Below are 13201 nucleotides of genomic sequence, written 5' to 3' on the forward strand. Positions count from 1 at the left end.
CAACTGCGCACATGCAGAAAAGAGTTGGCATGAAAACAAACCACCGGTCCGACCGTTCACCCCTCCGGGGGCCAGGTTCGATTCCGTTCCCTCCGACGGCGTGACCCCGGCCGCCACTCGGCCGTTGAGCCCGGCGAGCCGGGAACCGCCCGGCCGCCCACGCTCGCCTAGTCCGAGGAGCCAGCCCGTGCCCCGCATGCTCGACGTCAGTGATGAGGTACGTGCCGAGATCGGTGACGAAGAAGCCGAGAGGCTGCTCACCGGCGACGACGCACCGCGCAGCTACGACTGCACCTCCTGCCGCACCCCCGGGGACCCCGAGACCGACCGCACCAGCACGGTGCTGTTCGTCGGCGAGGAGACGGCCGTCCTCGCCTTCGCCCACGCCGGCTGCATCCCCTCGCAGGTGGTGACCGTCTCCGAGGAGCAGCTCCAGGGCGCCGTCCGCAGCATCACCGGCGACAGCCCCGCCGGCGTCCAGTCCCCGCAGAACGTGCCCGGCGGCCAGGCCGTCCTCGGCATCACCAGCGGCCTGGTCCTGATCGGCGGCGAGCTGCACCCCGCGCTCGTGGTCGAGCCGACCGCGCCGATCGCCCGCCCCGGCACCGCCGGCCCCGGCGACGACTTCCTGCCGCTCCTCATCGAGCAGGGGTTCATCCCGGTCACCGACACCGCCGAGCTGCCCTCCCCGCTCGCCGGCTGGTCGGTGCTGCTCGCCGCAGGCCAGCTGCACGCCGTGCTCCAGCCCGGCGGCGAGGGCGGCGGCCAGATCGCCTGGTGGCAGGCGCACCAGGCCCTCTCGGTCACCGACGGCTGGCGGGCCGCCGTCAACAAGACCCAGCGCGTGCTCATCTACGCCGCCCCGGTCGGCTCCATCGGCCAGCAGCCCCGCGAGGACCTGCTCCGCGACGCTCTGGACAAGGCCGCCGCCGGCGGCAAGCTCGTGGCGGCCTCGATGCCGCTGGCGGGCACCTCCGGCGTCTGAACCCGGCGCCGGCAGGGATCCCGGACCGCCGCGCCGCCCCCGGCGAGGGGCGGCGCGGTATGCGCCGGGGGTACGCGGTCCATCCCGCGCACCCCCGGCGATCTGCGTTTTCTGCTTCTGGCCCGCATCCGCAGGGCCCCGGGTTCGTTGGCTGATACGTGCATTCATACGACCCCTCCCGCGCCCCTGCCCACGCGAGCACCGTCTCCCCGATGCGCCCCGCAAGGGACCTGGAGAGCGCTCCGGCCGCCGTCTCGCACACCCCGATCTACGACACGCTGTACTCGGAGTACCTGCGCGCCTTCCGGGCCCTGCCGGGCGACCGTACGGGCGAGGAGGACCTCGGGTTCACGGCGTTCTCGTACCCGGGCGGCACCTCGTACGCGGGCGGCGGCTCCGGGTACGGAGGCGGCTCGTACGGGAGCGGCTGGAACGGTTCCGCATGGCAGACGGACCCGTGGCCGGCCTCGTACGCCCCCGCGCCGCAGCCCTCGTACGCGTACGCCGGGTCCGCCGGGTCCGCGACCGGCGGCGGCGAGCACGGCGCCACGGGCTCCGGATACGCGAACGGGCGGCAGCACCACACCGGGATGCACCACATCCCGGCGGCCCTGCCGCCCGCTCCGCGCCGGGGCTACTGACCCCGGACCGACGCTCGTCGCGTACTTCTTCCCGGCCCTGCTTCTTACTTCTTCTTGTACTGCGCGCCGCGCTTCTCGCGCACCCGCACGGAGATGTGGATCGGGGTCCCCTCGAAGCCGAACTCCTCGCGCAGGCGGCGCTCGATGAAGCGCCGGTAGCCGTGCTCCAGGAAGCCGGAGGCGAAGAGGACGAACCGCGGCGGCTTGCTCCCCGCCTGGGTGCCGAACAGGATGCGGGGCTGCTTGCCGCCGCGGATCGGGTGCGGGTGGGCCGCGACGACCTCGCCGAGGAAGGCGTTCAGCCGGCCGGTCGGGACGCGCGTCTCCCAGCCCGCGAGGGCCGTCTCGATCGCCGGGACCAGCTTCTCCATGTGGCGGCCGGTGAGCGCCGAGACGTTCACCCGGGGCGCCCAGGCGACCTGCTGCATCTCGGTCTCGATCTCGCGTTCGAGGTAGTAGCGGCGCTCCTCGTCGAGCTCGTCCCACTTGTTGTACGCGATCACGATCGCGCGCCCGGCCTCGACGGCCATGGTGATGATGCGCTGGTCCTGGACGCTGATCGTCTCGGTGGTGTCGATCAGGATGACCGCGACCTCCGCCTTCTCGACGGCGGCGGCCGTGCGCAGGGAGGCGTAGTAGTCGGCACCCTGCTGGAGGTGCACCTTCTTGCGGATGCCCGCGGTGTCCACGAACTTCCAGGTGATGCCGCCGAGCTCGATCAGCTCGTCGACCGGGTCGCGGGTGGTGCCGGCGAGCTCGTTGACGACGACCCGGTCCTCCTTCGCGACCTTGTTGAGCAGCGAGGACTTGCCGACGTTCGGGCGGCCGATGAGGGCGATGCGCCGGGGGCCGCCGACCGTGGCGGTGCCGAAGGTCTGCTCGGGCGCCTCGGGCAGCGCCTCCAGGACGGCGTCGAGCATGTCGCCCGTACCGCGGCCGTGCAGCGAGGAGACCGGGTGCGGCTGGCCGAGGCCCAGGGACCACAGGGAGGCGGCGTCGGACTCGCCGCTCTGGCCGTCGACCTTGTTCGCGCACAGGACGACGGGCTTGCCGGCCCGGCGCAGCAGCTTGACGACGGCCTCGTCGCTGTCGGTGGCGCCGACCTTGGCGTCGACGACGAAGACGACCGCGTCGGCGGTCTCGATGGCGTACTCGGCCTGGGCGGCGACGGCGGCGTCGATGCCGAGGACGTCCTGCTCCCAGCCGCCGGTGTCGACGACCTTGAACCGGCGGCCGGCCCACTCGGCCTCGTACGTGACGCGGTCGCGGGTGACGCCGGGCTTGTCCTCGACGACCGCCTCGCGGCGGCCGATGATGCGGTTCACCAGGGTCGACTTGCCGACGTTCGGGCGGCCGACGACGGCGAGCACGGGCAGCGGCCCGTGGCCCGCCTCCGCGATCGCACCCTCGACGTCGTCTACGTCGAAGCCTTCCTCCGCGGCGAGCTCCATGAACTCCGCGTACTCGGCATCGCCAAGCGCTCCGTGGTCGTGCTGGTCGTTCATGAAGTCCGTTCCTCGTCGTTCGTGGTGGTCGGTGGTGCCCGCGCAGCGCGGTTCCACTACTAGGTCAAGTCTCGCTCAGCGCCCGGTCAGGCGCTTGGCGTCGGCCAGGTGGGCGGTCAGCCTGCTCTGGATGCGTACGGTGGCCTCGTCCAGGGCCGTACGGGTACGGCGGCCGGTGCCGTCGCCCGCGTCGAAGGCGGAGCCGAAGACGACGTCGACCCGGCTCTTGAACGGCGGCAGTCCGCGGACCAGCCGCCCCTGGCGCTCGGTGCTGCCGAGCACGGCGACCGGCACGACGGGGGCGCCGCTGCGTACCGCGAAGTACGCGAGCCCGGCGCGCAGCGAGGCGAAGTCGCCCTCGCCGCGGGTGCCCTCGGGGAAGATCCCCAGGGCTCCGCCGTTGTCGAGCACCGCGAGCGCCTTGCCGATCGCGCCCCGGTCCGCGCCCGTACGGTCGACCTTGACCTGGCCGATCCCGTCCAGGAACGGGCCGAGCGGGCCGACGTACGCCTCCTTCTTGATGAGGAAGTGCAGCGGCCGCGGGGCGGTGCCCATGACCATCGGCCCGTCGATGTTGTGCGCGTGATTCACGGCAAGGATGACAGGCCCTGAGGCGGGCACGCGCCAGGCACCCAGCACGCGCGGCTTCCACAGCCCGTACATGAGGCCGATGCCGATCCGCCGGCCGAGCGCCGCACCCTTGAGGGAGGGCGTTCCACTCACTTGCTGCGCCGCTCTTCGACGAGGGTCACGACGCACTCGATCACCTGGTCGAGCGTGAGCTCGGTGGTGTCGACCTCTACGGCGTCGTCGGCCTTGGCCAGCGGGGAGGTCTTGCGGCCCGAGTCGGCGGCGTCGCGCTTGATCAGGGCTTCCTTGGTGGCCGCGAGGTCCGTGGCCTCCTTGCCGCGCAGCTCACCGCTGCGGCGCGCGGCGCGGGCCTCGGGGGACGCGGTCAGGAAGATCTTGAGGTCGGCGTCGGGCAGGACGGTGGTGCCGATGTCCCGCCCCTCGACGACGATCCCGCCCTCGGCCGACGCGGCGATGGAGCGCTGGAGCTCGGTGATCAGGGTGCGCACCTCGGGGACGGCGCTGACGGCGCTGACCTTGGAGGTGACCTCCTGGGTGCGGATCGGGCCGGAGGCGTCCACGCCGTCGACCGTGATGGTGGGCGCGGCCGGGTCCGTACCGGAGACGATGCCGGGCTTGCCGGCGGCCACGGCGATGGCGTGGGGGTCGTCGGTGTCGATCCCGTTGGTGACCATCCACCAGGTGATGGCCCGGTACTGGGCACCGGTGTCCAGGTAGCGCAGCCCGAGCTTGGCGGCCACGGCCTTGGAGGTGCTGGACTTGCCCGTGCCGGAGGGACCGTCGATGGCGACGATCACGGCGGACGGAGCTGCGGTTTCCACGGTGCGGGCACCTTCCTGGTTGCGCGTACGTGTCCGGGCGCGCCAAAGCGCCCCTCTCCAAGGTTACCGGCCCCGGGCACGGGCGCCGCCCAGTACCGGGGAGGAGGGCCGAGCGGCTACTGCTGGCGCAGCGCCCAGCCGCGTTCGCGCAGTTCCGCGGTGAGGGATGCGGCCGCCCTCGGGTCGACCATGAGCTGGACCAGACCGGCCTGCTGGCCCGTGGCGTGCTCGATCCGCACGTCCTCGATGTTGACCCCGGCCCGCCCGGCGTCGGCGAAGATCCGCGCGAGCTCGCCCGGCTGGTCGCTGATCAGCACGGCGACCGTCTCGTACGCCATGGGCGCCGCGCCGTGCTTGCCCGGTACCCGGACCCGGCCCGCGTTGCCCCGCTTCAGGACGTCCTCGATGCCGGCCGCGCCGCCGCGCCGCTTCTCGACGTCCGCCGACTGGAGCCCGCGCAGCGCGTCGACCGTGGCCTCCAGGTCGGAGGCGATCCCGGCGAGGACGTCGGCCACCGGGCCGGGGTTCGCCGAGAGGATCTCCACCCACATCCGCGGATCGGAGGCGGCGATCCGCGTCACGTCCCGGATCCCCTGGCCGCACAGCCGCACCGCCGTCTCGTCGGCCTCCTCCAGGCGCGCCGCGACCATGCTGGACACCAGCTGCGGGGTGTGCGAGACCAGCGCCACCGCCCGGTCGTGCGCGTCGGCGTCCATGACCACCGGTACGGCCTTGCACAGGGCCACCAGTTCGAGCGCCAGGTTGAGCACCTCGTGGTCGGTGTCCCGGGCCGGGGTCAGCACCCAGGGCCGGCCCTCGAAGAGGTCGGCGGTCGCGGCGAGCGGGCCCGACCGCTCCTTGCCGGCCATCGGGTGGGTCCCGATGTACGCCGTGACGTCCACGCCGAGGGCCGCGAGCTCCCGGCGCGGGCCGCCCTTGACGCTGGCCACGTCCACGTACGCCCGGGCCACGCCGCGGCCGATCGCCTCGGCCAGCGACGCCGCCACGTGGGCCGGCGGTACGGCGACGATCGCGAGGTCGACCTGGCCCTCGGGGGCCTCGTCGGTGCCGGCCCCGAGGGCGGCGGCCGTACGGGCCTGGGCCGGATCGTGGTCGGCGAGGTGGACGGTGATCCCGCGGGCGGTCAGGGCGAGCGCCGCGGAGGTGCCGATCAGTCCGGTTCCGATGACGACGGCGGTTCTCACGGGGGCGCTCCAGGGATGCGGTTGACGAGTAGCGGCGAGTCAGGGCCAGAGTAGCCAGCGCACACGCCAAGAGGGCCCGGCAGCCCGTCATGTGGGACGGCGGCCGGACCCACGGCGCTGCGACGGGCGCGGGCGCGCTAGAGGTTCTGCTGGCGGATGATGTCCTCCAGCGACCCGCTCGGGATCGAGCCGGCCGGGCTCAGCTTGTCGACGGCCTTCGGCAGCGACTCCGCGATCTGGTCGGCGGCCTCCTGCGGGCTGACTCCCGCCTGCTCGGCGACCTTCTGCAGGGTGTCGTCCGGCAGCGCCTCGGCGATCTGGGCACCGCTGACCGGCTTGTTGTCGCCCGTACCGATCCAGGACTGAGCCTGGTCGGCGAGACCGGACTTGCTGAGCATGTCCATCAGCCCGCCGAGCGGGTTGTTCCCGCCTCCGGCCGCCTGGGCCCCGCCCGCACCGCCGCCGCCCATGAGGGCACCGAGCAGCGCGCCGAGGATGTTGCTTCCGCCGCCACCGGCCGCCTGGCCGCCGCTGCCGCCTCCGAGGAGGCTGCCCAGAAGGGAGCCGAGGTCGTTACCCGCCATCGTCCATGCCTTTCGAGAGGGTTCGGGACACGGACAATGTCACCCGATCCACCCCATTCCGCCACTTGGTGCAAGCGTTCGGCAGCCCCTGCGGTAGAACGATCGACATGATCTTCCACATCGTGCCGCTCGCCGACTGGACCGCCTCGCCCGAGCTTCCGTACGCCCCCTCCTCGCTCGACTCGGAGGGCTTCGTGCACTGTTCTGCGGACCGCCCGACGGTGCTCGCGATCGCGGACGCGCACTACCGCGACGTACCGGGTCCGCTGCTGGCCGTCGAGCTCGACGAGCGTGCCCTGACCTCGGAGGTCCGCCGCGAGGGTGAATCGGGCGGCCGCTACCCGCACGTCCACGGCCCGTTGGACCGGGCGGCCGTGGTCCGCGTCTGGGAGGTCGTGCGCACGCCCGGCGGCCCGGCGGAACTGGCCCCGTGGGAGCCGGGCTCCTGAACCGGGCGGCGCGGGGGCTTCTCCTGGGGCCCCCGACACGCCAGGATGCTGCTCGCCATCCCGGAGCGACCCGATCGAGGAGCACCCCATGAGCGACCCCACGCCGACAGCACGCCGTACGGTACTGGCGGCAGGAGCAGCCGTCGCGCTGGCCGGCGGCACGCTCACCGCGTGCGGCGGCGAGGACAAGAGCCCGAAGAGCGAGCCCGGCAGCCCCTCGACCCCGGAGGCGGCGGCCACGCCTTCCGCTTCGCCTTCCTCCTCTTCCTCCACGGGAACGGGCAAGGCGCTGCTCAAATCCTCTGCGGTGCCGGTGGGCGGCGGCACGATCCTCAAGGAGGAGAAGCTGGTGGTCACCCAGCCCACGGCCGGGTCCTTCCGCTGCTTCACGGCCGTGTGCACGCACCAGGGCTGCATCGTGTCCAAGGTGGAGGCCGGCACCATCGACTGCCCCTGCCACGGCAGCAAGTTCCAGATCACGGACGGCGCGGTGGCCCACGGCCCGGCGACCCGCCCCCTGGCGGAGAAGCAGATCACGGTGGCCCCGGACGGGGATATCTCGCTCGCGTAGCCCGGCCGCCCCGGCCTAGGCTCCCGGGATGAACCAGCCGACCACGCCCCCGGAAGCCCTCGCCCTCGTACGCGACCACACGATCTACGCGTGCGTGATGGGCTCCCGGGCGTTCGGCCTGGCGACGGAGGCGAGCGACACCGACCGGCGCGGCGTCTACCTCGCCCCGACGCCGCTCTTCTGGCGCTTCGAGAAGCCGCCGACGCATGTGGAGGGCCCGCGGGAGGAAGAGTTCTCCTGGGAGCTGGAGCGCTTCTGCGAACTCGCCCTGCGCGCCAACCCGAACATCCTGGAGTGCCTGCACTCCCCGCTGGTGGAACGGCTGACCCCGCTGGGCGAGGAACTCCTCTCCCTCCGGGAGGCCTTCCTGTCCCGCCGGGCGCACGCCACTTTCACCCGGTACGCGATGTCCCAGCACGCCAAGCTCGTCGCGGACGTGCGCATCCACGGCGCGCCGCGCTGGAAGCACGCCATGCACCTGCTGCGCCTGCTCCTGTCCTGCCGCGACCTGCTGCGCACGGGCCGCCTGACGATCGACGCCACCGAGCACCGCGACCGCCTGCTCGCGGTCAGGCGCGGCGAACTCACCTGGCCGGAGACGGACACCTGGATGACCCGCCTCCACGAAGAGGCGGACACGGCCCTGACCACCACCCCCCTCCCCCCGGCCCCGGACCACGCCCGAGTGGCCGCCTTCCTCCTCCACACCCGCCGCGCCTCGGCCCTCGCAGAGGCACACCCGTAGCAGCGGGCCGGACCGACGCCCACATGGGGATGGCCCCCGTCCCCTCCCGATACGGGGAGGGGACGGGGGCCATCTGCAGGGGTCACACTCCGATCAGCGGTGGCCGACCAGAATGTGCACGTCCGCGGTGCCCGCACGGGTGATGGCGGCCGCCTTCGCCGTGAAGTCGAGCAGCTGCCATCCCTCCCAGTTCCCGCTGGTGTAGCGGATGTTGTGGAAGGTGGACCCGTCGGGCGCCACGCTGACGAACTGCGCATCGCCGTTGGCCATGCCGGTCACACCGAGGCTGACCGCGCCCTGGATGCCGTAGACCGGGCTCCAGCCCTGCCAGTTGCCGTTCGCGTACCGGATGTTGTGGTACGTGCGGCCGTCGTTGCCGACCGCCATGAACTGGGCATCTCCGTTCGGCATGCCCGCGACGGCGATGGCCGAGGCTTCGAACCCGTTCCCGCCCTCGTACCCGGCCAACGTGTTCCAGGCCTGCCAGTTCCCGTTGAGATATCGGACCGTGTGGTACAGCTTGCCGTCGAGTCCGACGATCACCAGCTGCATGTCGCCGTTCGGCATCGCCGCAGTGGCGACCGAACGTGCCTTCACGGTCGTCACAGGGTTCCAGCCCTGCCAAGCGCCGTTCGCAAACCGGGCATTATGATAGATACGGTCGTCGCCGCCGATGGAGATGACCTGCGCATCGCCGTTGTACATACCCGCGATGGCAGCCCCGCGCGACGCCCAGGGCGCACCTCCGGGAGTCTTGAGCAGCTCGAACGGCGTCCAGTTGCCGCTGGTGAACCGAGCCCTGTGGTAGAGGTTTCCATCGGTGCCGGCGCCCAGTACCTGCAGCGAACCGTCGGGGGTCGAGGTGACGGCCTCCTGGCTTCCCTGGAAGTTCGGGGCCGTGGCCACGCCGTTCAGCATGCCGAACGGGCTCCATTCGCCGCCGCCAGGTCGCGATGCGTGGAAGAACACGCCGCTGTTCGACGGGTACGGATCCTTGCCGGTCGTGACCTTGCCGTAGGGCAGCCAGCCGGCACCGCTCGCGTTGTCGCCGCCGTTCCAGCCGTAGACGGTCGCGCTTCCGTTGACGCCGGAGATGATGAAGTCGGCGTTGGCATCACCGTTGAACGCACCGAACTGGATCGAGTGGTGGTGGGGTGTCAAGCCGTTGGACACCTGACCCAGCGACTGCCAGCCGCCGCCGGTGTCACCGCCCTTGTTCAGCCAGACCTCGACCAGCCCGCTGTTGTTCCGGAGCAGGTAGTAGTCGGCCTTGCCGTCACCGTCGTAGTCCGCCCACCGCACGCGGTCCTTCTCGTCGGTGAAGCCATTGGTGGCCTTGCCCAGTGCCTGCCATCCGCCGGCGCCGTCACCACCCTTGTTCAGCCAGACGGAGACGGCTCCGTCGTCCGCGAAGGTCAGGTAGTCGGAGCGACCGTCGCCGTCGAAGTCGGCGAGCCGCACCTTGCGCTGGTCGGTCGTCTGACCTGCGGACACCTGACCCAGCGACTTCCAGCCGCTCGCTCCGCCGCCCTTGTTCAGCTGGACCGTCAACGATCCGTTGGGGTTGATGAGCTGGTAGTCGGCCTTGCCGTCGCCGTCGAAGTCGGCGAGGCGGACCCGCGTACGGTCGGTCGTCAGGCCGTCGGACACCTGGCCCAGCCACTTCCAGCCGCCGGCGGCGTCGCCTCCGTTGTTCACCGACACCGAGACGGAGCCGTTGTCCGCGAGGGTGACGTAGTCGAGCTTGCCGTCGCCGTCGAAGTCGGCCCAGCGAACGCGGTCGTCATCGTTGCCGACCTCGTTGCCGGCCACCGGGACCGTCCCCAGCCGGGTGTCGATGACGAACTCGCCGCCGAAGGCGATTCCGTTGGCGTCAGGCGCCTTGCCGGGCCACGCCACGACCTTGCCGTCGGCCTTGCGGGCCCACAGGTCGGGGAAGGTGTCGCCGGTGATGTCACCGACCGAACCGAGCTCCGGGTACGAGGACTGCGGAAGAGACGTACCGATCTTCACTCGGCTGGCAGGGTTGCCCCAGGTGGTCGGGTCGAGCTTGCCGTTGACACCCTTGCTGCCGTAGGTACGGAAGATGTCACCGGTGGTGTTGTCACGGAGCCACAGGTCGGCGATGCCGTCGCCGTTGACGTCGCCCGGGGCGATGACGGTCAACTTGTCCCAGTCTCCGTTGCCGACCAGGATCGGGCCGCCGTAGTCGTCCATGTCGAGGCTCTTCTGCGCACGGTTGCCGTAGTAGGCCCACAGCTGCTTGCCCTGCTTGACGAGCAGGTCCGGCATACCGTCGCCGTTGATGTCACCCGGGGTGACCATCTGTTCGGCGTTGTACCAGTGGTCGTCGCCGGTCCAGTTCTCGTCACCGAAACAGCCGGCCTCCTCGTCCTTGACCGGGCAGCTCACACTGAGTCTGATCGGCTTGTCGTTGACAGTGCCCCTGCCGTCGTTCGGGTAGATCGACAGGACCTTCTTCTTCTCGTTCTCCACGTAGTGGAGGGAGACGAGGTCGTTGTACCCGTCCGTGCCCCAGTCGCCTCGCGTGTCGGTCTGGCTTCCGGTGAAGGACACGCCGCCGCTGGTGGCCACGGTGAACTTGCTGTTGCCCTGCCCCGCGTAGGTGTACAGCTGGCCCTTCGCATCGACGGTCCAGATGTCGCGGAATCCGTCACCGTTGAGGTCACCCGGCGCGTCGCGCTGCTGGGAGCGGTTCGCGTAGAACGTGTACTGCTGGGTGTCAGAGCGGTTGCCCGCCTGGTCCACGCTGTAGGCGTAGACCGAGTGGGGTCCGGACCCGGGCGGCGTGATGGCCACGCTCCCACCGGGCGCCACGGGCTTCATACGAGGCTCGAAGTCGGTGTAGTACCAGATCTGCTTCACATCGTTCTCGCCGTTGGCGTCGAAGGTGAAGGTTCCCTGCGTACGGGCCGGCCCCGTGGCATCGGGCCACTTGTCCTTGGCTTCCGGGAACTGGACGGAGCTGATCAGCGGCAGCTTGCTCGGCCGGGTCCGGTCGACGGTGAACTTGCACGTGGTCGACCAACCGGAATAGTTGCCGTCCTGGTCCTTGGCACGGACGTTCCAGGTGTAGTCACCCGTGGGCAGCTTCTCCGTCGGAACCGCCCAGGTCGCGACCTGTCCCCGGTTCGCGGGGATCGACGCCGTCGCCACCGGGGCGCTCTGCCCCGGCTTGAAGACCTGGAAATCGGCCTGGAGGTTGCCACCGTCCGGGTCGTCGATCGTCGCGTAGACGCCGATTGCCGTGTTGCCGATCAGGCCGCCCTCGGTGCACGAGGTCGCCGGGTCCGTACCGAGGGCAGAGGGAGTCGCCGGCGGGTTGTTGTACTCGGTCTCGATGGTCAGGGTCTTCGGGTCGAAGCGCTTCCAGCCGAAGGTGTCCGACTCGTTCCCCGCAAAGAGGCCGACCGTGACACTGGACCAGTTGCCGGCAGCAGCCTGCCGTACCAGCGCGGTGGCGTCGAACTCCAGGTTCCCGGCCGCGCAGTCGCTGCCCCAGCCCTTGGACTCGTTGACCGTGGCCAGAGGGGCGCTGCCGAGCTTGGCGGGCTGGTTGTTCCAGGTGGTCGTGGACGAGATCGCTCCGACATTCCAGAGCTGCACGGGCCGGGCCTGGCAGGACCAGGACCAGGTGTTGCGCACCCGCAGGGTCGACTTGTTGACCTGCGTGCCCTTGATGTTCGAGGTGTCGATCTGGAAGAAGGACCGCGAGAGGCCGTTGGTCTCGTTCTCGTAGCCGACGCGGACGTCGTCCTTGCTGTTCCAGTACGAGTTGGACGGGTACTTCTTGTAGACCCGGGTCCAGTTCAGCCGGTCACCCCAGGCCCACGAGGGGTCGATGAAGACCGGGTACTGCGTCTGCGCGCCGGTCAGCAGCGCCTGGTCCGGCTTGATCTCGAGCGTGCCGTTCGCCACCGTCGTCGGCATGTGCGCGTCCTGTGCACCGGCGGGCGGAGTGAACACGTCGGCGGGCGTCTCCCCGGCGCTCGCCGCGCTCATCATGGCCGATGACTGCGACGACATCGCCTTCGACGCGGGGGCGGCAGGAGCCTCGGCCTTGGTGGAGTCCCACATCAGTGGCGACGGGCTGGTGAACACCGTCTGCCCCGCCGGGTTGACCGCCGTGATGGCGCCGGTCCCCGTGTCCGTGGACACGTTCAGCCCGACCGTGTCGAGCTTGAACTTCAGCGACGCGAGCTCCGGGTTGGCGGCCGCGACGGCCGTCTTCACCACCAGCAGCTGCGAGAAGCCCTCGACCTCGGCCTTCACCTGAAGGTCCACGTCCGGCAGCACGTTCGCATACGTCGCCACGTTCGCCGCCAGCGTCGGCTTCGGCAGCGCCTTCGGCCAGGACAGCGACAGCGTCCGCCCGTCCTTGACACCCGTCAGCAACGGCCCGGTCCCACCACCGGAGAACGACACCGACACCGTGGCGGCCTTCGACACGACCTTCCCGTCCGCCGCGAACTCCAGCGTCGGATCCGTCGCCACCCAGACGCCACCGCGCAACACGCGCACGGGCGTCCCATATTTCTTTACCGACCATTTACCGGTCGGCAGCGCCCACCTGTCCGAGGACTCGGTCCGAGCCGAAACCAGCTCATAAGGCTGACCCGTCTCCTTGGCCTTCTTCAGAGCGAAATCCTCTTCGCTCATGGAACCGTTGGCGACCGGATCGCCAGTCGTCGCAGCGCTGACCTGCGGCGCTAGGACGAACAATCCGGAAGCCGTTATTCCGCCTATCAGGGCCAGAGAGATTCCGGCCGAAACAAGGCGTCTATCTCGTCGACCCCAACGGGGTCTCCCCTCCACCACGCAAACTCCCCACCAGTTGGCACTTGGCTGATTCCGCGCGCGACTCTACCCGGGACGCCACCCGCGCCACGCATCCTCAACCTGCGGCTTCATTGCAGGATGGGCACACACGTCCTATTTCACCCCACAAGATCACCTTTGCATTCATTGGATGGAAACGGCGGCAATTAATGCAATCTGACGATGCATCCGATAGTGCAAATCACCCTGCTAGTCTGCGCCCCGATCATTTCCAATAGAGCAGTTGGGGTGGGGTGTGAGACGA

10 protein-coding genes and 1 pseudogene are annotated in these 13201 nt (G+C 70.4%); 5 read left to right on the top strand and 6 right to left on the bottom strand.

Annotation, left to right across the window (positions count from 1 at the left end; all coding sequences use genetic code 11):
* Window positions 1-187: 187 nt before the first annotated feature.
* Together OG509_RS09705 and OG509_RS09710 are read left to right on the top strand one after the other, a co-directional pair.
* Window positions 188-985 (top strand): hypothetical protein, encoded by a 798-nt coding sequence (locus tag OG509_RS09705; protein WP_406181735.1) that lies wholly within the window; start codon window positions 188-190, stop codon window positions 983-985.
* 212 nt (window positions 986-1197) lie between these two features.
* Complete coding sequence (locus OG509_RS09710; protein ID WP_406181737.1) at window positions 1198-1626, top strand: hypothetical protein; 429 nt, start codon at window positions 1198-1200, stop codon at window positions 1624-1626.
* Between the two features lie 44 nt (window positions 1627-1670).
* On the opposite strand, the gene der is transcribed toward OG509_RS09710, so the two are convergent.
* The 5 genes and pseudogenes from der to OG509_RS09735 form a co-directional block, all read right to left on the bottom strand.
* Complete coding sequence (gene der, locus OG509_RS09715; protein WP_406181739.1) at window positions 1671-3131, bottom strand: ribosome biogenesis GTPase Der; 1461 nt, start codon at window positions 3129-3131, stop codon at window positions 1671-1673.
* 75 nt (window positions 3132-3206) lie between these two features.
* Window positions 3207-3794, bottom strand: a complete 588-nt coding sequence (locus OG509_RS09720; protein WP_385590127.1) for a lysophospholipid acyltransferase family protein — start codon at window positions 3792-3794, stop codon at window positions 3207-3209.
* Window positions 3795-3850: 56 nt separating this feature from the next.
* Complete coding sequence (gene cmk / locus OG509_RS09725) at window positions 3851-4543, bottom strand: (d)CMP kinase (protein ID WP_406181741.1); 693 nt, start codon at window positions 4541-4543, stop codon at window positions 3851-3853.
* Window positions 4544-4659: 116 nt separating this feature from the next.
* Window positions 4660-5748: a prephenate dehydrogenase gene (locus OG509_RS09730; RefSeq protein ID WP_406181743.1), complete on the bottom strand. Its 1089-nt coding sequence runs from the start codon at window positions 5746-5748 to the stop codon at window positions 4660-4662.
* Between the two features lie 137 nt (window positions 5749-5885).
* Window positions 5886-6350: pseudogene (locus OG509_RS09735) on the bottom strand (YidB family protein); the annotation flags it as partial.
* An 89-nt stretch (window positions 6351-6439) separates the two neighbouring features.
* Here OG509_RS09735 and OG509_RS09740 point away from each other — a divergent pair.
* The 3 genes from OG509_RS09740 to OG509_RS09750 all read left to right on the top strand — a co-directional run bounded on the left by OG509_RS09740 (window position 6440) and on the right by OG509_RS09750 (window position 8097).
* Window positions 6440-6781, top strand: coding sequence for a DUF952 domain-containing protein (locus tag OG509_RS09740; protein ID WP_406181745.1), 342 nt, complete (start codon window positions 6440-6442; stop codon window positions 6779-6781).
* 88 nt (window positions 6782-6869) lie between these two features.
* Complete coding sequence (locus tag OG509_RS09745; protein WP_406181747.1) at window positions 6870-7352, top strand: Rieske (2Fe-2S) protein; 483 nt, start codon at window positions 6870-6872, stop codon at window positions 7350-7352.
* Window positions 7353-7380: 28 nt separating this feature from the next.
* Window positions 7381-8097: a DNA polymerase beta superfamily protein gene (locus tag OG509_RS09750; RefSeq protein ID WP_406181749.1), complete on the top strand. Its 717-nt coding sequence runs from the start codon at window positions 7381-7383 to the stop codon at window positions 8095-8097.
* A 93-nt stretch (window positions 8098-8190) separates the two neighbouring features.
* Here OG509_RS09750 and OG509_RS09755 read toward each other — a convergent pair whose 3' ends face one another.
* Complete coding sequence (locus tag OG509_RS09755; protein WP_406181751.1) at window positions 8191-12639, bottom strand: FG-GAP-like repeat-containing protein; 4449 nt, start codon at window positions 12637-12639, stop codon at window positions 8191-8193.
* Between the last annotated feature and the right edge of the window lie 562 nt (window positions 12640-13201).

Source organism: Streptomyces sp. NBC_01006 (assembly GCF_045162725.1).
Lineage (GTDB): Bacteria > Actinomycetota > Actinomycetes > Streptomycetales > Streptomycetaceae > Streptomyces.